Genomic DNA, 20,270 nt, shown 5'->3' on the forward strand with positions numbered 1-20,270 from the left:
AACGGAGGAAACCCATCGGTGATTTACGGCCGGAGCCCGGCGAGCTCCGCCAGAATCGCGGCGTGGCTCAGCGCGCCGCGCCGGAAGCAGGAGAGCTCGAACTTTTCGTTGGGGCTGTGGACGCGGTCGTCGTCAAGACCGAATCCGACCAGCAGGCTTTCCACTCCGAGAATCCGCTGGATCGAGCCGACGGCCGGAATGCTGCCGCCGCTGCCGATGCACACCGGATTTTTTCCGTACACCTTCTTCAAGCCGCGCTCCGCGGCGGAGAGGTAGGGGCTCTCATCCTTGACCCGGATCGGCGGATTCTTGCCGAAGGCCTTGATCTCCAGCGTGTACCCCGCGGGCACCCGCGCCTGCAGATGCGACGAAAGTTTCTTGAAGGCGACCTCGGGATCCATGTCCGCCACGAGACGGCAGGAAATCTTGGCGCTCGCCTCGCAGGCGATCACGGTCTTGGCGCCCTCGCCCTGGTAACCGCCCTTGATGCCGTTGCAGTCGCAGGTCGGGCGGCACCAGGTCCGCTCCATCGCGGAGAAGCCCGGCTCGCCGAACCCCTTGCTCACGCCGGCGGCGGCGAGGAATTCGCTTTCGTTGAATCCCAGCTTTGCCCACTGGGCTTTGATGCGGTCGGGCAGCGGCTTCACCAGGTCGTAGAAGCCTTCGATGGCGATGCGTCCGTCATCGTGGTGCAGGCTGGCGATCATCCGCGCCAGCGCGTTGATCGGATTGGAAAGCGAGCCGCCGTAGAGGCCCGAGTGCAGATCGTGCGATGGCCCCTTCAAGCGGGCTTCGATGTAGACCAGACCGCGCAACATGGTGGTGATCGCCGGCGTGTCGATGTCCCACATGCCGGTGTCGCTGACGATGGCGATGTCCGCGTCGAGTTCCTTGGCGTACTTCGTCATGAAAGGCTCCAGGCTTTCGCTGCCGGATTCCTCCTCGCCTTCCAGAATCACCGTGACCGGGCAGGGCGGGCCGCCGGCGCAGGTGTGCCAGGCGCGAAGCGCTTCCAGGAAGGTCATCACCTGTCCCTTGTCGTCCACCGCGCCGCGGGCGACGATGCGCTTGCCCGTCGGGCCCTCCACGATCGCGGGCTCGAAGGGCGGGCTCTTCCAGAGCTCAATCGGATCGGCGGGTTGCACGTCGTAATGGCCGTAGAAGAGGACGCGCGGCGCCGTCACACCCTTGGGTCCGGGGTGCTTGGCCAGCACCATCGGATGTCCGTGCGTGTCGACAAGGCGCGATTCGAAGCCGCATTCCTTGAGCATGTCGGAGGCCCACTGGCCGGCGCGGCGGACTTCCTTGGCGAAGGCCGGATCGGTGCTCACACTGGGAATCCTCAGGAAATCGGTGAGCCGCGCGAGTCCCGCGGGCTGGTTGGCGTCGGTTCGGGCGAGCACGCTGTCGAGTTGTCCGGGAGTGGAGACGTTCATGCGGCAGAGGCTAACCGCGCCCGGCCAAAGGAGAAACCTCCCGCGCCGGGATGGGTTAGCATCCGCCGCCGAAGGTCCTTCGAGCAACAGGAGAATCAAAATGGCAGACCGCGTGGTGGTGGATCAGATTGACTTTCGATCGGCGCTGGTGTTTCCAAGGGTGCTTTCCGCGGCCACCGGCGCGTTCCAGCCTTCGCGGCTGCTGGCCGCCACCTTCATTCTTCTGGCGCTGGCGGTGACGGGGCGCTTCTACGACGCACTGCGCGGGCCGGTGATCCAGCCCACGGGCCTGCTGGCTCCCGCGCGGAGCTCGATCAATTCCGCCGTGGCCTCCGATGTCGCCCGCCGCGCGGCCCTTGACTACTTGACCCCGGAGCAGCGTCCCGCCGACATCGAGGGTCGCGGAAGAGTTGACATCGAAACCGTCTACGGGTTGCTGCAGAATCGCCTTGCTTCGGCATCCGAAACGGAAGCCGATGGAATTCGCCGCGCCCTCGAGCGGATCGATTCCTACCGGCTCAAGGGCACCTTTGATTCCTTCGCTACCGCCGTTGGCCGCTGCGTGGACGGGCTTGCGCTGGGAGTACTAACGGTGAGCCCCGCGATCGCGGTGACCGCCTTTGCCAATCTCTTCATCGAGCTGCCGCTGGCGTGCTGGCGCGAGGACCGCTGGTTTTGCTTCATCTTTGGCATCGCGTTCCTGATCGCGATTGGCGCCGGCGGCGCCGCCCTCTGCCGCATGGCCGCCGTCGATCTTGCCGGCAAGACCAAGCTCTCGGCGGCCGACGCCTTCGCCTTTATCAAGCCGCGCTGGGTCAATCACTCCCTGGTGCCGCTCTGGCCGCTGCTGACCCTGGCCGTCCTTCTTCCCGTCGCGGCCCTGCTCGGATGGTTGAGCCGGGTTCCGCTGCTGGACATTGCCGCGGGTCTGGCCTACGGGCTGGTGATCGTGCTGGCGTTCTTCGCCGCCATCGCCCTGATTCCCTGGGGCTTCTGCATGCCGCTGGCGGTGGCGGCTTCGGCGTGCGAGGGCTGCGACGGACTCGAGGCCGCCCAGCGCACCGTGGCCTATGTACTGCGCCGCCCGCTGCAGGGATTGCTCTACCTTCTCATGGCGGCATTGGGGATCTCGCTGGTGATCTTCGTCTCCGATCTCTTCGCCATGGCCACGCTCACGCTGGCCTCCAATTTCGTCGGCATCACGGCGGGCGACGGCCCGCTCTCAGGCCTCGCCGCGGTGCGGCTGCTGCAGCCCGACGATGTGGCGCCGATCCGGACGTTCGGTTTCACGGGCGCGATCGCCTCCGGCTTCGTGGGAATGTGGATCACCGTGATCAAGGCCCTCGCCGCGGGAGCCTGCTTCGCCGCGTTCTGGGCGGTCGCCACGGCCGCCTATCTGGCGCTTCGAAAGACCTGCGACGACCAGCCCTTCGACGATCTGTGGGAGCCGGGCACGGTGGCGGGATCGCGCCAAGATCAACGTCCGTGAGTCCGCGAGACCGGGGGCGCGCGTGAGCGACCTGCAGGATGAGATTGCCCGCCGCGCCGCAGGCATGATGGCGCAGGATCAAAATATCCCCGTGAAAGACGCCATCGCGCAGGCGATCGATCGAATGGGTCTCTCGCGCAGCGTCACGCCGCCCTCGGTCGATCGGGTTCGGCTCCACGCCGAGGGCCTGGCGCGGGAAAGCCTGGGCGACCAGGGCTACGAGGATCGGCGCTATCAGCGGATGGTGGCCATCATTGACCTGATCCGACGGCTTGAACGGGATTTTCCCGGCGCCCGCGTGGCGCTCATCGGTCGTGCATGCGACGGGCACTTCGACGCCGATCCGCAGGTTCATCTGCGCTTCGTCGGCGAGGCGCCGATCCATCGCATCGCGGACGCGCTGGTGCGCGGCGGCTTCCCCGAACCGGAAGTGCGCTCGCTCGCGTCGCGCGTCGGCATGCTCGATCAGGTTCACTCCGCGTTCGAATTCGCTCCGCTCACGCTGACGCGATGTCCGCCGAAGCAGCTGACGCATCCCGGGCTCGATCTGCGCCACGGCCGGCCGATTCAGCAAAAGACACTTTTGCAATTGGAGGAGATGCTGGCGAAACCCAGGCGGCCCTCGCAGCGTCGCGAGGAGCGCGGCGAACCCGATCTCTAGGACAAGCCGCCCTTGAGCGCGCTGGTCGAGCCGAACTTCAAGCGCAGCTTCCGCATTGCGGGGTCATCTTCGCGGGTGGGCTTGGCGGGCTGCCGATCTTGATGGGCACCGGGAGCGGGGGCGGGTCGGTCCAGCAGGGCCTTGATCGACAGGCTCACGCGCCGCCGCGGAGCGTCGATCGAGAGGATCTTCGCGGTGACCACCTGGTCCACCTTGAGCACCTTGTCCGCGGAGAAGATCCGGTCGTGGCTGATTTCGCTGATGTGGACCAGACCCTCGACGCCGGGGGAAAGCTCCACGAAGGCACCGAATTCGGCAAGTTTGGTCACCCGTCCGGAGACGGTCTCGCCCGCCTGGAGCGTCTCGAACTTGCCCACCACGGGATCGTCCATCACTTCCTTGCGGCTCAGCGAGATCCGCGGCGGCTTCTGGGCGCGGTCGACGCGCATCACCTTCACCCGCACCACATCGCCCACCTTCACCGCGTCGGAGGCGTTCTTCAGGCGCTCGTGGGCAAGGTCGCTGATGTGGATGAGTCCGTCGACGCCGCCGATGTCGGCGAAGGCACCGAAGGGCTGCAGGCTGGAGATGGTCGCCTCGCGGATCTGCCCGGGCTCGATTTCCTCCAGCGTTTTCTGCTGTTCCTTGCGCCGTGTGACCGAGAGGGCCGCCTTGCGGCTGAGCACCATGCGGCCGCGCTCCTTGCGCAGCTCGATGATCATGCATTGCAGCTTCTCACCGAGGAAGATGCTGATGTCAGGCACGGTCCGCAGGTCGACCTGGCCCGCGGGCATGAACGCGCGGTGATGGGCGACCTCCATGTCCAGGCCGCCCTGGTTCATGCCGACGCAGCGCGCGTCCACGATCTGTCCCACCTGCAGGTTGTCCCACTGGGGCTTGGCCCGCATGCCGATGCGCGACAGGATCAGCAGGCCCTCGAAGGCGTCGAGGCGCTCCACCGAAAAATCCATCACGGTCCCGGCTTCCGGTGGGGTCTCGAACTGGCTCAGCGGACAGACGCCCTGGCTCTTGGGACCGAACTCGACCATCACGTCGCCGCCCTGGACCCGGATGATGGTTCCGGTTCGGGTGTGGCCATCGCCCTTCACCTTGGGCAGGGATTTCTTCTCGCTGGAGATTCCCAGCAGGTCGCTTTCGCTGAGTCCGGCCAGCGCCTGGGCCATTTCCTGCTCGAGCAGATCGTCCACGCGGCTCGAGGCGGCGGACTGGGTGGCGGGCGGTTGGGAGGGCTCGATGGGCGGGTTGGACATGGTGATTCCGGGATGCATCCGAAGCGTATCCGCTATTCGGCCACTTTGGGGGCAACTTCAGGCAACAGTTCGTCCCGGGGGTGCGTAAAGTTTCCGCAAGCTCACACCCGCTGTCCAAGAGGTCTGCTCAAGAGGTATATTCCCCGTCCTCACCCGCCTCGATTGAGAAGCCCCTCGCCCGACCCTTCCCTCACCACACCCCACACGACTTCGATCTTGAAACGGACTTCGAACCCAACCAGGAAATCGCAACCGCATGGCCAAGAATAAATCCGCCTGGGGCATCGAAATCGGCGCGCACGCCATCAAGGCCGTTCGCCTGGAGCGCAACGGCGACGAGGCCGCCATCACCGACTTCGCGTGCATTCCGCACAACAAGCCGCTGACCACGCCCGACTTGGACATCGCCGAGATGACCCGGCTCACCCTGAGCCAGCTGGTCGCGGCCAAGGACCTCGAGGATCAGACCATCGTCATCTCCGTGCCCGGGCATTCGGCGCTGGCGCGCTTCGCCAAGCTGCCGCCGGTGGAGCCGAAGATGATCCCGAACATCGTGAAGTTCGAGGCGGTGCAGCAGATTCCCTTCCCGATCGAGGATGTGGAGTGGGACTACCAGACCTTCATCACCCCGGACAATCCTGAGGTGGAAGTGGGCATTTTCGCCATCACCAAGCAGCGCATCGAGGAGCGGCTCACGCTCTATGCCGAGTTCGGCATCCGCCCCGAGATTGTCACGCTCGGGCCGCTGGCGGTTTTCAACGCCGTTTCCTACGACCTTGCCCTGCCCGCGGAGCACAAGCCGGTGGTGGTGCTGGACATCGGCACCCAATCCAGCGATGTGGTGGTCGCCGACAGCAGTCGCTGCTGGATCCGGACCTTCCCCCTGGGCGGAACCCATTTCACCGACGCGCTGCAGAGCGCCTTCCAGATCTCCTACGGCAAGGCCGACCGGCTGAAGGCGGAGAGCGCCACCAGCAAGTACGCCCGCCAAATGATGCAGGCCATGCGACCGGTTTTCGGAGACCTGGTGCAGGAAGTGCAGCGATCGATCGGCCACTACCAGATGAACCACCGCGAGAGCCCGCTCGAGACGGTGCTGGCGGTGGGCAGCACCTTCCGCATCCCGGGATTGCGCAAGTTCCTCGGCCAGCAGCTCAACGTGGACATCAAGCGCATGGATGAATTCAAGCGCATCCGCGTCGAGGGCCGCGAAGCCGCCGATTTTGCGGCCAATTCAGTGAATTTCGTCACCGCCTACGGGCTCGCGCTCCAGGGCATCGGCCTGAGCCGCATCAGCGTCAACCTGGCCCCGATCCGCGGGCTGCGGGAGAAGGTCTGGGCGGCCAAGAGCAAGTGGTTCATCGCCGCGGTCAGCATTGCAGTGATCGGTTCGGCGGCGATGTACGTGGCGCCGACCCTTGACCGGCAGTTCCTGGACTCCGGAGATGTCTCTAAGGTGTCTCTGGTCATCCAGAAAGGTGAGCAGCTGCAGAACCAATTGAAGGCGGCAAACTCCGCCGGCGAAGTCGGTTCGACCGCGCTGAACATGGAGCGGCTCCTCAACGACCGGAAGATCTGGCCCTGCATCGTCAACGACGCGGTGGAGGCCACCCTCTCTGCGAACCCCACCGACGAGGTGACTCTGACCGACGCCGCCAAGATCGCAGCGATCCCCGCGAGCGAGCGCAAGCGCATCGTGCTTGAGCATCTCTCCGGCGAGTACAAGTTCGACGAGGCCGGCAACAAGCGGTCCATCCAGGTCACGATGGACATCGAGTTTGCCAACGACGGGAAGAAGACCTTCCTCAAGGACTCCGTTCAGAAATGGCTCCGGGACAATTCGGACCGGGGCGACAAGGTTCCCTACGTCATCATTCCGGATTCCATCGCGATCAAGGGAGAGTTGACCTCCGTCAAGATGGCCGGCGGCGACAAGGCCCCCGATGCAAAGGACAATCACGGCACGGATGCACCCGACACCGATGTCGTCGGCGACGCTTCGACGGGCACAACCACTTCAGCGTCGGGCACCACCTCGAGCCAGGGCTCATCCTCCAGCGGTTCCGGCGCGACCGGGCGGCGCAAGAACCTCGGCGACACGGTGACGACCAGCAGCGGCAACCTCAAGACCAAGGGCGGCGGCGCCGGCATGATGGGAAGTCCGAAGGCTCCATCGGCGGATCCGACAACCACCCCCGAGGCCGACCCCGAAGCTGCCACCAATGAACCCTTGGAAACCGCATCGGCCAGCAACGCCGACTTGGACAAGCTGGCGCCGATTCCCAACGAACCCTCGGTGTACGGCCCTGGCATGACCGTTTACCACGGATCCATCGTCTTCACGGTTGAGATCAAGGATGGCGCCGCCAAGAAAGGCGACGGATCCGAGGTTCCCGCAAAGAAGCCTGAAGGACAGCCCGCCCCATGAATATGCCCAAGATGGACCTCGCGGCGCTGAAGAACATCGACTTCTCCAAGGTGGTCGCCATGGCCAAGCGCCGCGGCGTTCTGATTGCCTCCGCGCTGCTGATCATCGTGGTACCGGTGGGGGCCTGGTGGTTCCGCGCCGGCATCAAGGATTCCATTCAGGAGACCATGTCGAAGCGCGGCAAGGAATTCGAGAAACTTCTCGCCCTGGAAAAAGCCTCTGTCACTGTGCGCAGCCCGGTGGGGGAGCCGCGGACGGAGACCGTCAGCTTGAATCCGACCCTGATCGAGGCCCTGAAGGCGCGGAATGAATCGCTTGAGGGCGAGGTGAAGGGGGTCTACCTCGAGGCCCTGGAATACAACCGGAAGAATCGCGACATCGTCAAGACCGACCGGGTCGTCTTCCCCAAGCCCGATCCCAAGGACGAGCAGCTGATCGACGAGATCTTTTTCCCGGCCATTGGACCGGCCTACCAGACCCTGTTGAAGGAGTACCGGACGGGGCAGCCGCCCGCCTCCGCGGATGTGCTCGAAGCAGTGCAGCGCCGCGAGTCGGCCTTCATCCAGACGACCCTCAAGAAGAAGAACCGCGCCGAGGTGACTGATGCCAAGGAGCTTGCGGACCTGAACGCGGAGTTGCTCAAGGCGCGAATCGCCGTGCTGGGCGAGCGGGCCCGCGAGACTTCGGTGTATCTCGATCCCGGTGCAGTCCGGCTGCCGCCCTCAAAGGGAGCAATTTCAGTCGACGCCTGCTTCATGTGGCAGTGGGACCTCTGGGTGATGGACGACATCTTCCGCGCGGTCGCCCGAGCCAACGCCGGCGTGAAAGATGGCGTGATTTCCGCGCCCGTGAAGCGGATCATCAGCATTCGAATCGACCCCATCGCGATCGCCGGCGCCGCCAACGCCGCGGGCGGCGAGGCCGCGGCTCCCGCCGAGGGCGCGGCGACCGTCGATGCCGCGGGTGAGCCCATCGCTCCGGCGACGGAAATCACCCGCGATTACAAGATCTCCTTCACGGGGCTCAAGACCTGCCAGCTCTACGACATTCGGAATGTGCGCCTGAGACTCATCGTGGCGACCACGGACCTGCCCAAGGTCCTGGACGCCTTCGCGAGGGAAAATTTCATGACCGTGACGCAATTGAAGCTCGTCCCGGCGAACACATTTGAAGCGGCGCGCCTGGGCTACATTTACGGCACCGAGCCCTGCAGTGAAGTCTCGATGACCCTGCAGACGGTCTGGCTCCGGGACTGGACCACGGTGTCCATGCCCGCCGGCGTGAAGAAGGTGCTGGGGACGCGCGGCATCGAGAAGCCCGCGACGGACGCCACCGAACCCGCGGCCACGGATGGCAAACCCCCGGCCGAGGCACCGAAATCATGAAAGGCATTTCCTTCGTCGAAAAGCACTTTGAAAAAGCCGCCGCGCTGCTGGTGACGGTTTTGATGTGCTCCTACTTGGTTTGGGATTTCATGGACCCCAGCGCGGTCAAGATGGGTCCAAACGCCGCCGTGACTCCGGTCCAGGTCAACCAACTTCTCTCCAAGCAGGCCGAGAGCCTCGACAAGAAGCAAAAATCATCGGAGATCGGTCTGCAGTTCGACGCCTTCGAGGCCGGCACCGCGAAAAAATCCTACGCGGCACAGTTGCAGTTGGGCGTTTCGCCCGTCCCCAAGCTTCGCAAGAACGCCCCAAGCTTGGCTGCGGCCATGACGCCCGAGGAGCGCCTCGGGGACAACTGGTATTTCGAGCCGCAGTTCGGCGCGGCGACCATGCTCAATCCCATCGCCTGGTATGGCGACGCACTCGAGCCCGACGCGGTCTCCAAGAACGAGCCGCTCAAGAAATTCCTCGCCTCGCAGCCCGACCCCGGAAGCCTGGACGTGATCTGGACGCGGCCCACGGCGCGCGTGGACCTGAAGGCCATCCGAAGCGAACTGGCGAGGGAGGACAAATCCGCCAGCCCGCCACGCCTCGCCGCGCCCCCGACTTGGCGCAACAACGCCGTCTATTTCATCGATGTCGTGTTCGAGCGGCAGGAGCAGAAGTTGGACGGATCCTGGGCGAGCCCGGTTGTCGTCCCGACCATGTTCGGACGGCAAACCTTCCGTGATCAGAAGGATCTGAGTCCCAATGCCATCTTTCTCAGCATGCGCGGCGAGAAGTCCATCGAAAACGAGATCCGCCAGCCCGATTTCTATCCCACACTGCACAACAGCAGCAAGAGCGATGCCCAGCAGAAGCCCACGAGCGGTCCGACTCCGGCTCCCACCGCCGACAAGAAAAAGGTGCAGGAGCTCGAGAAGTTGAAGGAGGAGCTCATCACGCTCGAGAAGGATCTGCAGGCGGCGGGTGGCGAGTGGGACGACGACATTGCCCGCAAGGAAGCCGAAACCAAGAAGAAAGAGAAGCAGAGTGCAGGCGGCGATTCAGGCGGGGGCGGTGGAGGCGGAGCGGGCGGCGGCCTCAAGGGCGGCGCCGGCGCCGCCGGACCGCCGACCGGTGACGCCGGAGGCGCGGGCAAGGACAAGAGCAAGCGAAAGGTCTTGACCGAGAAAACCAGAAACCTCCGCAAGAAGGTCAAGCGACTGGAAACGGAACTGGGCATCGACAGCACGAAACCGGTCGAGTCCGGCGCCGAAAAGCCGGTTGAGAGGCCTGCGACACAGGCGGATCTCGATTTCATCGATGTCTGGACGCACGACCTGACCGCGACGCTGGGCAAAACCTATCGCTACCGATGCCGCGTTGAAATCTACAACCCCTTCTTCGGCAAGAAGCGACAGCTGGTGGAGCAGCAGAAGAAACTCTCCGACAACGTGACGATCCCGACGAAATTCAGCGAATGGTCCGCCCCGGTGCGCGTGCCGATGAAGGCCATGTATTTCGCGGACGGGGGAGTCATCGGCGAGCCCAGCGCGCCAAGTGTGCGGCAGATCGCCTCGTTCAGCGTGTATGTGCTCAAGAACGGGCTCTGGCAGTCGATGGATCCCAAGCAATCCTTCGAGCCTGGCCAGCCTCTCATCTTCCACGTCAAGGACCGGTCGGATGGCGATTCCAGCGACGGCCCGGGCAGGGAGATCGACTCGGGCTGGTTCATCGTGGACATCGTCGACGATCCCAACGCCTCCCCCGAAAAGCAGCGGCCTACGCTTCCTGCAGTCGTGCTCAGCCGGCGCGATGGTTCCGGCCAATTCGAGATCCGCTATCCGACCCGCGAAAAGCTGGACGCCGACCAACTCACGCTCAAGGGGCTGGTGGAAGACGGCAAAACCGCCAAGCCCGTGGCCAAATCCTCAGGCCAGGCCGGCGGCGAGTAATAGCCCGGTTCTCCCTGCTTTTCCCCGCCTTTGGGTGGGTTGACAGCCTTTGAAACATCACTACAATCGTCGGTCTTCCCCAAAGGCTCCGGCCCTCGTGGAAGCGATGAAAATCGGCTGTTTTATAAGTGAATGAGACAATGGTTTGAGTGTTCGCGTGACGCGGCTTGTGCCGCTGGTCTTCGAGGGCCACTGAGGTCACGACGAATACAGATAGACACAATCTTGCGTCTTTTGCTTGAGTTTTTCAAAGTCGAAGACGCATTGATTAGTTGCAAGCACCGAGAATTCGAGAATGTCTGAGATGCTGCTCGCGTTGATGAATGAACTTGTTCATTCAAAGATGCGGGTTGCCGGTCCAACAAGCAAAAGGGGCCGGCATGGTGGTCGACCAGAAAACAGTCGCGAGAAGCAATTCAACCGACGGTCTCCGGTCGACATGGCCAAGCGTGAAAGGGCACATGGTGGATGTCTTGGCGTTAAGAGGCGATGAAGGACGTTGGAACCTGCGATAAGCCTAGAGGAGCTGGTAACCGAGCTTTGATCCTAGGATCTCCGAATGGGGCAACCCGGCCGCAAGGCCATTCTGTCCTGAATGTATAGGGACAGTAAAGCGAACCCAGCGAACTGAAACATCTCAGTAGCTGGAGGAAAGGAAAGCAACCGCGACTCCGCAAGTAGCGCCGAGCGAAAGTGGACGAACCAGTATCGTGTTGAGTGATCTGGAAAGATCAGCCACAGAAGGTGACAGCCCTGTAGGCACGTACCTGGGAAATGGCTTCAAGTAGAGTCAGGCTCGAGAAACCTGGCTTGAACATGGGGGGACCACCCTCCAAGCCTGAGTACTCCTTAACGACCGATAGTGAACCAGTAAGGCGACTGAACGATGAAAAGTACCCCGATAAGGGGAGTTAAAAGTACCTGAAACCATGTGCTTACACAGCGGTCACGGTCCGCAAGGATTGTGGCGTGCCTTTTGCATAATGATCTGGCGAGTTATTTTTTACGGCAAGGCTAAGCTGTTACGCAGCGGAGCCGAAGGGAAACCGAGTCTGACAAGGGCGATTAGTCGTAGGAGATAGGCGCGAAACCGGTTGATCTACCCATGGGCAGGTTGAAGGTGGGGTAAAACCCGCTGGAGGACCGAAGCCGTGAACGTTGAAAAGTTCTGGCATGACCTGTGGGGAGGGCTTACAGTGCAATCATAACCGGAGATATCTCGTTCTCCCCGAAATAGTTTTGGGACTAGCCTCGAGGGCCACCTCATGGGGGTAGAGCTACTGAATGGACTTTGGGGGCCTACCCGGCTACCCGGTCCAATCAAACTCCGAATACCATGAGCTTTTGCCTCGGGAGTAAGTCCGCGAGCGATAATGTTCGCGGTCAAAAGGGAAACAACCCAGACCATCGGATAAGGTCCCTAATCAAATCTAAGTTCTTAAGGTAGTCAGATTGCTGTGACAGCTAGGATGTTGGCTTAGAAGCAGCCACCATTTAAAAAGTGCGTAACAGCTTACTAGTCGAGGAATCTGGCGCCGATAATTATCGGGAATCAAGATTTGTACCGAATCCGTGGCGACAATTTATTGTCGGGTAGGGGAGCGTCGCTATTTAGCTGTGAAGGTGTTCCGCGAGGGACGCTGGAGCAATAGCAAGTGAATATGCCAGATTGAGTAACGATAAAGGGAGTGAGAATCTCCCTCGCCGAAAGCCCAAGGTTTCCTGGGGTAGGTAATTCCGCCCAGGGTTAGGCGACACCTAAGGCAAGGCTGAAAAGCGTAGTCGATGGACAGCAGGTCAATATTCCTGCCCTTGTACGTGAGGTTCGAAGCTGACGTGACGGATCTGAAAGCTCGCACGGCACTGTGAAGTGTGCAGGCCCTTGTGGCCAATGTGGGGTGGACAGGTTCCAAGAAAAAACGCACAGCTACAAGCGTATGAGTCGTACCAAAACTGACACAGGTGGGCGTGGCGAATAGCCTCAGGCGCTCGAGAAAACGGTCGTGAAGGAACTAGGCAAATTGACCCCGTAAGTTCGCGATAAGGGGGCCCTCCTCGCAAGAGAGGGCGCAGAGAAAAGGCTCTGGGAACTGTTTATCAAAAACACAGCACTGTGCGAACTCGCAAGAGGACGTATACAGTGTGACGCTTGCCCGGTGCCGGAACGTCAAAGGAGCTGGTTAGCAGCAATGCGAAGCTAGCGACTGAAGCGCCGGTAAACGGCGGCCGTAACTATGACGGTCCTAAGGTAGCGAAGTTCCTTGTCGGGTAAGTTCCGACGCGCATGAATAGCGTAATCACTGGAGCACTGTCTCCACGACCGACTCGGTGAAATAGTAGTGGCGGTGAAGATGCCGCCTACCTGCAGCAAGACGGAAAGACCCCGTGGACCTTTACTGTACGCTTGCAGTGGTCATGGATTTGTTCTGCGTAGAATAGGTGGGAGCCTTTGAAGCCAAACTCTCGGGTTCGGCTGAGGCATTAGTGAAATACCACTCTGAATGAATTCGTGGCCTAACCCCGACTCCCGTGAATCCGGGCGGGGAACACTGCATGCCGGGCAGTTTGACTGGGGCGGTCTCCTCCAAAAGTGTAACGGAGGAGTGCAAAGGTTGGCTCAGCGCGGTTGGCAACCGCGCCTAGAGTGCAAAGGCACAAGCCAGCTTTAGTGCGAGCGAAACAGCGCAAGCACTCACGAAAGTGGGCCTTAGTGATCCGGCGATTCCGTGTGGAAGGGTCGTCGCTCAACGGATAAAAGGTACCCCGGGGATAACAGGCTGATCGCTCCCGAGCGTCCATAGCGGCGGAGCGGTTTGGCACCTCGATGTCGGCTCTTCGCATCCTGGGGCTGAAGGCGGTCCCAAGGGTTGGGCTGTTCGCCCATTAAAGCGGAACGCGAGCTGGGTTCAGACCGGCGTGAGCCAGGTCGGTCCCTATCTGCTGTAGGCGCAGGAATGTTGAGAGGAGACTTCCCTAGTACGAGAGGATTGGGAAGGACGTACCCCTGGTGTGCCAGCTGGACCACTCGGTCCATCGCTGGGTAGCTAAGTGCGGCAGGGATAATCGCTGAAAGCATCTAAGCGAGAAGCCCCCCTCAAGATAAACATTCCATGTCGCAAGACGAAAGACCCCTTGTAGACCACAAGGTTGATCGGCCGCACGTGTAATCGGAGAAATCCGTTCAGCGAAGCGGTACGAACGGTCGATCGTTTGGCCATGTCGACCGGATCCCGTCGTTGTTTCGAGATCGAAAGATCTCGTTGCAACCGGATCCTATGCATCAAAGACATCTCGTTGGGATTCGATCCCAGCCGGTGCTTCAACAAAAGTCTGTGTCAAACCATTGTCCTTCATTCGCGGGTGAAAGCCCTCGAATGAATTTGTCGGTGACCTTACGTAGGGGGTAACACCTGATCCCATCCCGAACTCAGAAGTGAAGACCCTGCGGCCAATGATACTGCTCTGCGGGAAAGTAGGTGATCGCCGACTTTACGAGCCCTGACGGGTCAAACCGTCAGGGCTCTCTTTATTTTTGGAGCGGTGGGTGCCGGAAAATTCGAATTCCGCCGTGAAATCCGCTCCAGTTTCAGCGGGATGGTTTATAGTATTTGCAGTCGTTGCGACGCTCGGGATGCGGTGAAACGGAGTCGTAGAGCGTTGTTCGATCGAGGGCTTGCCATGGCGATGTTCAAAATCTATGTCGGCAATCTGGACTACAAGGTCACGGTCGAGGATCTCCGTCCCATGTTCGAGCCATTCGGCGACTTGGATGAGATCACGATCGCCGTCGACGCGGAGGGCAAGAGCCGGGGTTTCGCCATTGTGCTCTTTAAGGACAAATTGAAGGGGCAGCTGGCCATCGAGACCCTGACCGACCGAAAAATTCTCGGGCGCCCGATTTTCATCAACGAAGCCCTCAAGAAGGGAAAGAAGCTGTCGCCCGAAGCGAAGGAGAAGCCGGTTCGCCAGGGGCCGTTTGGGCCGAAATTTCGCGGAGACGGTTCGAGGCCGATGGGGGGCCCGCGCACCACGGCCACGCCGCGCCTGGGTGGAAGCGGCGGAAGCCGGCCGTCGTCCAGCCGCAATCCGCGTCGCGTCAGCGGTTCCTCGGGCGGACCTGGTTTTCGCGGCGCGCCGGAGGGCAAGCCGCCCATGGGTGCTGCAGGAAGTTTCCCAAGCGGAAATGTCCGGCCGCCTCGTCCCGCGGCTCGCCCCGGAGGGACCGGAACTCCGGGCAGTTTCCCCGGAAATGCGCCGCAAGTGCCGCCGCTGCCAAGGGATCCAAACCCGCCCAAGGGCGAAAAAGCCCCCTGATCCGAGCGGGACTCGAATAAAATAAAATAAAGGGGGGAAAGCCTTGATTTTCTGCTATGCTGATGCCACTAACTTTGGATCAGGTTCGAGACTGGTGTTCAGTTCCGTTCTTGACTCACGCTATCGGCCGCGACGGTCGTTTACTTAGGACGGTTGAACATGTTTCGGATCTATGTCGGTAACTTAAATTTTCGTACCACGGATGAGATTTTGCGAGCTGCTTTCGAAGCCCACGGCGAGGTGCAGGAAGTGTACATCGGGACCGATCGGGAAACCGGTCGCTCACGCGGCTTTGGTTTCGTGACCATGACGGACAAGGCCGCCGGTGAGGCGGCCATTGCCGCCATCAACGGATCGCAGGTCGATGGCCGCGCGATTGTCGTCAATGAGGCCCAGCCTCGTCCTCCGCGCACTGAGCGTGGCGGCGGCGGTGGCGGCTACAGCGGCGGCGGCGGTGGCGGCGGAGGTTTCCGCGGCGGCCGTGGCGGCAGTGGTGGTGGCGGCGGCTACGGCCGCGGTTCCCGCGACTAAGCCAAGTCTTTCCAATTGAACAAATGCGTCCGCCCCAGTGTGGGGCGGACGCTTTTCTTTTTGGACGGCACCGTCACGCCCGCGATGGTGATGACACTTCGTTTCGGTGTACGGTCCGGCGTTCCGTCGCGTGCAAATTCCTGCCGTTCCTTGCCTTGCATGCGCCGAGTGTGGCTTGAGTGTGGTTCCACTATTATTCACGTGTGCCCTTTCTCGAGGTCAAAGGCGGTCCAAAGCCCAGGCGCATCGAACTCGACGGTTCGAGCGTCACTTTTGGCAGGCTTGCCGACAATGTGGTCGCCGTCGATGATTCGGCGCTCTCCCGCAAGCATTGCGTGATCGAGTGCGTGGAGGGCGTCTGGCAGGTCCGCGACTTGGAGAGCCGCAACGGAACCCGGGTCAACGGGGGCAAGATCGCAACGCGCCGACTGCGGAACCTGGATGTGATCCGGATCGGCAAGCTGGAGATTCGCTTCGTCTCCCCGGATGAATCGCTGCTCAAGGCGGGGCCGCAGGAGCCGGAAACCGAGGACGAAACCACTTCCCAGCCCGAGGCGGGACCGGGGCCAGCGGGACTTGAGTCGCTGCCGTCCATTCCGCTGGAGCGGGAGGCGGGCGTGCGGCGCGACCGGCCCAAGCAGAAGGTGGCGCTGCCCGGCCTCAACCAAGGGAAGCCCGCCGCGCCTGCGCCCATTGCCAACACCATCGACATCGACCTCAACGCGGTGGTCGGCGCGGGATCGCTCGGCAACGACCCGGAATCGCGGCTGCGGAAAATCTGCGACGAGGCGATGGAGAAGCCCTTCGAGGCCTCCGACATCTCGCTGGTGGACATGCGCGGACAGATCGTGCACCAGGCGGCCGGGATGGGCGGCGAGGACGACGACGACGCCAGCGAAAGCATCCGCGTCTTTCGCCTCGTGCTGCTGACGGCCTTCCGCAGCCGCGCCAGCGACGTGCACGTCGAGCCGCGCATGGACCGCGCCACCATCCGCTTGCGCGTGGATGGACTCATGGTGCTGGCCGCCGAGATTCCGCTGGACCTGTTGCGCCGGCTGCTGGGCATGGTGAAGATCCTCTGTCAAATCGACACCAGCCAGAAGTCGCAGGTGCAGGACGGCCACTTCAGCACGATGACCAAGGGACGACGCGTGGATTTCCGCGTGAGCCTGACCCCGGCGATCCACGGACAAAAGCTGGTGCTGCGCGTGCTGGACACCGCCAACAGCCCCACCCGGCTGCACGAACTGGGCGTCCTGCCCTGGATGTATGAAAAACTTCGCACCATGGCCAACCGCGACTCGGGCATGGTGCTGGCCTGTGGCCCGACCGGCAGCGGCAAGACCACCACGCTCTACTCCTGCCTGCGCGAGATCGACGTGGAGACCCGCAACGCCATCACCATCGAGGATCCCGTCGAGTACTACCTGGAGGGATGCACGCAGATCCCCATCGACCACAAGCAGGGGAACACCTTCGCCAACATCCTGCGCAGCGTGCTGCGCCAGGATCCCGACGTGATCTTCGTCGGCGAGATCCGCGACATTGAGACGGCGCAGGTGGCGATGCAGGCGGCGATGACCGGCCACCTGGTCTACTCCACCGTGCATTCGCGCGATTCGATGGGGGCCATCTTCCGACTGTTGGATCTGGGCGTGGAGTCCTACCTGGTCGCCAATGCCATCAACCTGATCGTCGCCCAGCGGCTCTGCCGCTCGCTCTGCCTGAAATGCCGCAAGGCGGTTCGACCTACGCCTTCGCAGTTGCTGAAGATGGGGCGTGCGGGCGAGGGCATGCCGAGCATCTTCTCGCCGGTGGGATGCGGCGCCTGCCTGGGGACCGGCTACCGCGGCCGCCGCGCCCTCCTGGAGCTGCTGGAATTTTCCGAGGGCATCCGCGACGTGGTGCTGAAGCGCCCGACGATCGCGGACCTTCGGACGGTGCTGGCGCAGGGACACTACATCACGCTGCAGAACTTCGGTTTTCAGCTGGTGGCGCAGGGCGTGACCAGCTACGAAGAAGTCGAGCGCGTGGCCGGGGGCGATTGAGTGGAGGATCCGTTCGCTCTGCTGGGACTGCCCAGGTCATGGCGGCTTTCCGTGGAGGAGATCCGCGCCGCCCAGCGCCGATGCTCCATTGCCGCGCATCCCGACCGGCAGCCCGACGCGGTGCGGCGGCGCTCCGCGGTCGAGGAGGCCTCGCGGATCAACGCGGCAGCGGGCGACCTGCTGGATTCCCTGTCGCGGGGAAGGGCGATCCTTGAGCTGCTCGCCCCGAATCCGCGGCCGACGGAGCCGCGGCAGGACCCGGCGTTCCTGATGCGGATCATGGAGCTGCGCGAGTCGGTCGACGCGGCCGGGCGCGACGGCGCAGAGCGGCGAAAGATTGCCGAGGAAGTGCGCCGCGATCTGGCACATGTTGAAACTGAGACAGACACGGCCATGGCCGCCCTGATCGCGCGGCCGGACGCTGCGTCCTGGACCGCGGCCTGCGACGCGCTGAACCGACTCCGTGCTCTGCGCCGGGCGGGCGACGAGTGCCTTCCATGACCATCGGCCCGATTGAAGTCATGCTGCTGCTGGCGCTGATTCCCCTGGTCGCCACCAGCGCGTTCGCCTCCTGCTCGGAAACGGTGCTCTTCGGCTTGCGCCAGTCGGACCGTGAGCGCCTCCGTCGCGAGCGACCGGCGACCGCGCGGCGCGTGGATGAGTTGCTGCGCGAGCCGCGCGGGCTTTTGGTGACGGTCCTCTTCGTCAACATGGGGGCGAACACGCTCTTCTTCGTGGTTTCCAGCGGCATCATCCTGATGCTCGAGATGAAGCCGCTCTCCGAGCTGGCCTTCGCGCTGCTCTCGCTGGTGGTGCTGGTCATCGCCGGCGAGACCCTGCCCAAGCTGGTGGGCAATGTGGCGCGCCTGACGCTGGCCGGAGTGGTGGCACCGCCGCTGCTGCTGGTGCACCAGGTGGTCGGCCCGATCCGCCGCATTCTCGACCGCGGCGTGGTGGCGCCGCTTTCCCGGCTGGCCGGAGTGGCACCAGAGAGCGGGGTCTCCATGGCCGACGTGCAGGAGCTGGTGGGGCAGGGCTCGAAGTCCGGCGTGCTGCGCAGCGAGGAAGCTGGAACCCTGAAGCGGGTGATCCGGTTGCAGGAGCGCCGGGTCCGCGATCTCATGACGGCGCGGGTCTTCGTCTCGTCGATCCGCATCGACGCCGGCTACCGCGAGGTGTTCCAGGCCGTGAAGGCGTCGCGGCGCAGCCGGCTCATCGCCGTTGATCCCGATCTCGATCACATCGCGGGCTTCGTGGACGCCCGGAGCTACCTGCTCGATCCCCGCGGCGAACAGACGCCGCTGAGTGCGCACATCCGTCGGATCGGCTTCGTTCCCGAGCTGGCCACGGTCGGTCAGCTGCTGGAATGGTTTCAGCGCGAGGGTGAGCGCACCGCCGTGGTCGTGGACGAATTCGGCGGCACCGCCGGAGTGGTGAGCCTGCGCGACGCGGTGGGGGAGATTTCGGGGGAGGTGTCCAGCGAGTGGGCCGGCGAGCCGGCGGCCACGCAGGTCGGCCCGGGCTGGTGGCGCATGCCCGGCGACACGGACCTAGCCCACGCCGCGGACCGCTTTCACCTGCCCAAGCCGGAGTCGGAATCCACCACGCTGGGCGGCTTCATCATGGAACATCTGAACCGGCTGCCGAAGGCCAACGACGTGCTCATGTTTGACGGACTCGAGATCGTCGTTGAGAGCATGGAGAAGAATCGGGTGCTGTGGGTCTGGGTTCGGCGCGCGCCGGATCGCCGCCCGGAGCCCGCTCCATGAACGGTTCCTTGTGGATTCTGGACGCGGGCCTGCTGCTGGCGGCGCTGGGGCTGTCGGCGATGTTCGCCGGCATCGAGACCGGCATCTACACCCTCAATCGCGTCCGCCTGGCGCTTGAGGTCGGGCGCGCTCGCCTCGCGGCCATGCGGCTGCTTGAGGAGATCCGCTTTCCAAACCGGCTGCTGGCGACGCTGCTGATCGGCAACGCCTGCGCCCACGACCTCGGGTCGATGGCCATCGCGCACATGCTCGAAGTCATGGGCATCTCGCCGCTGGCCGGCATCGCCATCAACGCGTGCATCCTCCTGCCGCTGATCTTTGTGTTCGGTGAAACGCTGCCCAAAGAATTGTTTCGCGTGCACACGGACCGCTGGACCTACTCCTGCGTCGGATTTCTTCGCGTCTTCCGCGTCCTGTTCTCCGTGATCGGCCTGGTACCGCTGATCACCTGGCTGGGATCGCTGATCGTGCACCGTGCCGGCCTCGGCGGCAGCGTCACGCTCGATGCACGACAGAGGTTTCTGGAGCTCTTTCGCGAAAGTTCGGATGCCATCGGCGAACGGCAGGTCGCCATGGCGGACCGGGTCATGCAACTGGGCGGCCTGACGCTGTCCGACGTCATGACGCCGTGGAAGGAGGCCGCGGTGCTGCACGAAGCCGCCACGCCGGCGGAGACCCGGGCGCTGCTGCGCAACTCCAAGCACTCGACCTACCCGCTGGTGGACCGGAGCAACCGCTGCGTCGGGGTCATTTCCGCGATGGATGTTCTGGTGACGCCGGAGAAATCGCCGCATGAATTGATGCGCACCGCGATCGAACTTCCGCGCAGCGCGAAGGTCTCCGAGGCGATCCGGGCGCTGCAGGAAAGGGGCGGCACCCTGGTGGTGGTCCGCGACGGCGAGCGAGCGGCGGGGGTCGCCAGCCTGCGGGACATGCTCGAATCCGTGGTCGGCTCCTTCCAGGCCTGGTGACGCCCGCACAGGCGGAACCTCCGGACATGA

At 63.1% G+C, this 20,270-nt stretch carries 14 protein-coding genes and 2 rRNA genes; 13 read left to right on the top strand and 3 right to left on the bottom strand.

Annotation, left to right across the window (positions count from 1 at the left end; genetic code table 11):
• Window positions 1-23: 23 nt before the first annotated feature.
• The gene (locus tag K8R92_01955; GenBank protein ID MCE9618656.1) at window positions 24-1,436 is read right to left on the bottom strand and encodes a dipeptidase; all 1,413 of its coding nucleotides are present in this window, start codon (window positions 1,434-1,436) and stop codon (window positions 24-26) included.
• A 100-nt stretch (window positions 1,437-1,536) separates the two neighbouring features.
• Here K8R92_01955 and K8R92_01960 point away from each other — a divergent pair, with 100 nt between their 5' ends.
• On the top strand, window positions 1,537-2,925 hold the full coding sequence (locus K8R92_01960; GenBank protein ID MCE9618657.1) for a hypothetical protein: 1,389 nt from the start codon (window positions 1,537-1,539) through the stop codon (window positions 2,923-2,925).
• 22 nt (window positions 2,926-2,947) lie between these two features.
• Window positions 2,948-3,586 carry a hypothetical protein gene (locus K8R92_01965; GenBank protein MCE9618658.1) on the top strand — a complete coding sequence of 213 codons (639 nt, stop codon included), beginning with the start codon at window positions 2,948-2,950 and terminating at the stop codon, window positions 3,584-3,586.
• On the opposite strand, the gene K8R92_01970 is transcribed toward K8R92_01965, so the two are convergent.
• Entirely contained in the window at window positions 3,583-4,857 is a 1,275-nt protein-coding gene (locus tag K8R92_01970) for a S1 RNA-binding domain-containing protein (GenBank protein ID MCE9618659.1), read from the bottom strand. The genes K8R92_01965 and K8R92_01970 overlap by 4 nt on opposite strands.
• Window positions 4,858-5,113: 256 nt before the next feature.
• Here K8R92_01970 and pilM point away from each other — a divergent pair, with 256 nt between their 5' ends.
• From pilM to K8R92_02005, 7 genes are all read left to right on the top strand, one after another.
• Complete coding sequence (gene pilM / locus K8R92_01975) at window positions 5,114-7,285, top strand: type IV pilus assembly protein PilM (protein ID MCE9618660.1); 2,172 nt, start codon at window positions 5,114-5,116, stop codon at window positions 7,283-7,285.
• Window positions 7,282-8,670 carry a hypothetical protein gene (locus tag K8R92_01980; protein ID MCE9618661.1) on the top strand — a complete coding sequence of 463 codons (1,389 nt, stop codon included), beginning with the start codon at window positions 7,282-7,284 and terminating at the stop codon, window positions 8,668-8,670. The genes pilM and K8R92_01980 overlap by 4 nt, the downstream gene beginning before the upstream one ends.
• On the top strand, window positions 8,667-10,607 hold the full coding sequence (locus tag K8R92_01985) for a hypothetical protein (protein MCE9618662.1): 1,941 nt from the start codon (window positions 8,667-8,669) through the stop codon (window positions 10,605-10,607). The genes K8R92_01980 and K8R92_01985 overlap by 4 nt, the downstream gene beginning before the upstream one ends.
• A gap of 441 nt (window positions 10,608-11,048) precedes the next feature.
• Window positions 11,049-13,825 (top strand): 23S ribosomal RNA (locus K8R92_01990).
• Between the two features lie 164 nt (window positions 13,826-13,989).
• A 5S ribosomal RNA gene (gene rrf / locus K8R92_01995) occupies window positions 13,990-14,096 on the top strand.
• A gap of 189 nt (window positions 14,097-14,285) precedes the next feature.
• Window positions 14,286-14,921 (top strand): hypothetical protein, encoded by a 636-nt coding sequence (locus tag K8R92_02000; protein MCE9618663.1) that lies wholly within the window; start codon window positions 14,286-14,288, stop codon window positions 14,919-14,921.
• A gap of 159 nt (window positions 14,922-15,080) precedes the next feature.
• Entirely contained in the window at window positions 15,081-15,452 is a 372-nt protein-coding gene (locus tag K8R92_02005) for an RNA-binding protein (GenBank protein MCE9618664.1), read from the top strand.
• On the opposite strand, the gene K8R92_02010 is transcribed toward K8R92_02005, so the two are convergent.
• Complete coding sequence (locus tag K8R92_02010) at window positions 15,449-15,613, bottom strand: hypothetical protein (protein MCE9618665.1); 165 nt, start codon at window positions 15,611-15,613, stop codon at window positions 15,449-15,451. The two genes, K8R92_02005 and K8R92_02010, sit on opposite strands and share 4 nt — an antisense overlap.
• 42 nt (window positions 15,614-15,655) lie before the next feature.
• Here K8R92_02010 and tadA point away from each other — a divergent pair, with 42 nt between their 5' ends.
• From tadA to K8R92_02030, 4 genes are read left to right on the top strand one after another with little or no spacing between them, the layout of a single operon-like run.
• Complete coding sequence (tadA, locus tag K8R92_02015) at window positions 15,656-17,500, top strand: Flp pilus assembly complex ATPase component TadA (GenBank protein MCE9618666.1); 1,845 nt, start codon at window positions 15,656-15,658, stop codon at window positions 17,498-17,500.
• Complete coding sequence (locus K8R92_02020) at window positions 17,501-18,001, top strand: hypothetical protein (GenBank protein ID MCE9618667.1); 501 nt, start codon at window positions 17,501-17,503, stop codon at window positions 17,999-18,001.
• A complete protein-coding gene (locus K8R92_02025; GenBank protein MCE9618668.1) occupies window positions 17,998-19,269 on the top strand; it encodes a hemolysin family protein in 1,272 nt (423 codons plus the stop codon). Before K8R92_02020 ends, K8R92_02025 begins: the two co-directional genes overlap by 4 nt.
• On the top strand, window positions 19,266-20,240 hold the full coding sequence (locus K8R92_02030; GenBank protein ID MCE9618669.1) for a CNNM domain-containing protein: 975 nt from the start codon (window positions 19,266-19,268) through the stop codon (window positions 20,238-20,240). Before K8R92_02025 ends, K8R92_02030 begins: the two co-directional genes overlap by 4 nt.
• Window positions 20,241-20,270: the final 30 nt, after the last annotated feature.

It is taken from the genome of Planctomycetota bacterium (genome assembly GCA_021414025.1).
GTDB lineage: Bacteria > Planctomycetota > Phycisphaerae > Phycisphaerales > SM1A02 > SYAC01.

Excerpts from the sequence above, each read along its gene's own strand:
- K8R92_01960 (MCE9618657.1), top strand. The coding sequence starts at position 1,537 with ATGGCAGACCGCGTGGTGGTGGATCAGATTGACTTTCGATCGGCGCTG.
- K8R92_02010 (MCE9618665.1), bottom strand. The coding sequence starts at position 15,613 with ATGCAAGGCAAGGAACGGCAGGAATTTGCACGCGACGGAACGCCGGAC.
- K8R92_01955 (MCE9618656.1), bottom strand. The coding sequence starts at position 1,436 with ATGAACGTCTCCACTCCCGGACAACTCGACAGCGTGCTCGCCCGAACC.
- K8R92_02025 (MCE9618668.1), top strand. The coding sequence starts at position 17,998 with ATGACCATCGGCCCGATTGAAGTCATGCTGCTGCTGGCGCTGATTCCC.
- K8R92_02030 (MCE9618669.1), top strand. The coding sequence starts at position 19,266 with ATGAACGGTTCCTTGTGGATTCTGGACGCGGGCCTGCTGCTGGCGGCG.
- K8R92_02000 (MCE9618663.1), top strand. The coding sequence starts at position 14,286 with ATGGCGATGTTCAAAATCTATGTCGGCAATCTGGACTACAAGGTCACG.
- pilM (MCE9618660.1), top strand. The coding sequence starts at position 5,114 with ATGGCCAAGAATAAATCCGCCTGGGGCATCGAAATCGGCGCGCACGCC.
- K8R92_01985 (MCE9618662.1), top strand. The coding sequence starts at position 8,667 with ATGAAAGGCATTTCCTTCGTCGAAAAGCACTTTGAAAAAGCCGCCGCG.
- K8R92_01980 (MCE9618661.1), top strand. The coding sequence starts at position 7,282 with ATGAATATGCCCAAGATGGACCTCGCGGCGCTGAAGAACATCGACTTC.
- K8R92_01970 (MCE9618659.1), bottom strand. The coding sequence starts at position 4,857 with ATGTCCAACCCGCCCATCGAGCCCTCCCAACCGCCCGCCACCCAGTCC.
- K8R92_02005 (MCE9618664.1), top strand. The coding sequence starts at position 15,081 with ATGTTTCGGATCTATGTCGGTAACTTAAATTTTCGTACCACGGATGAG.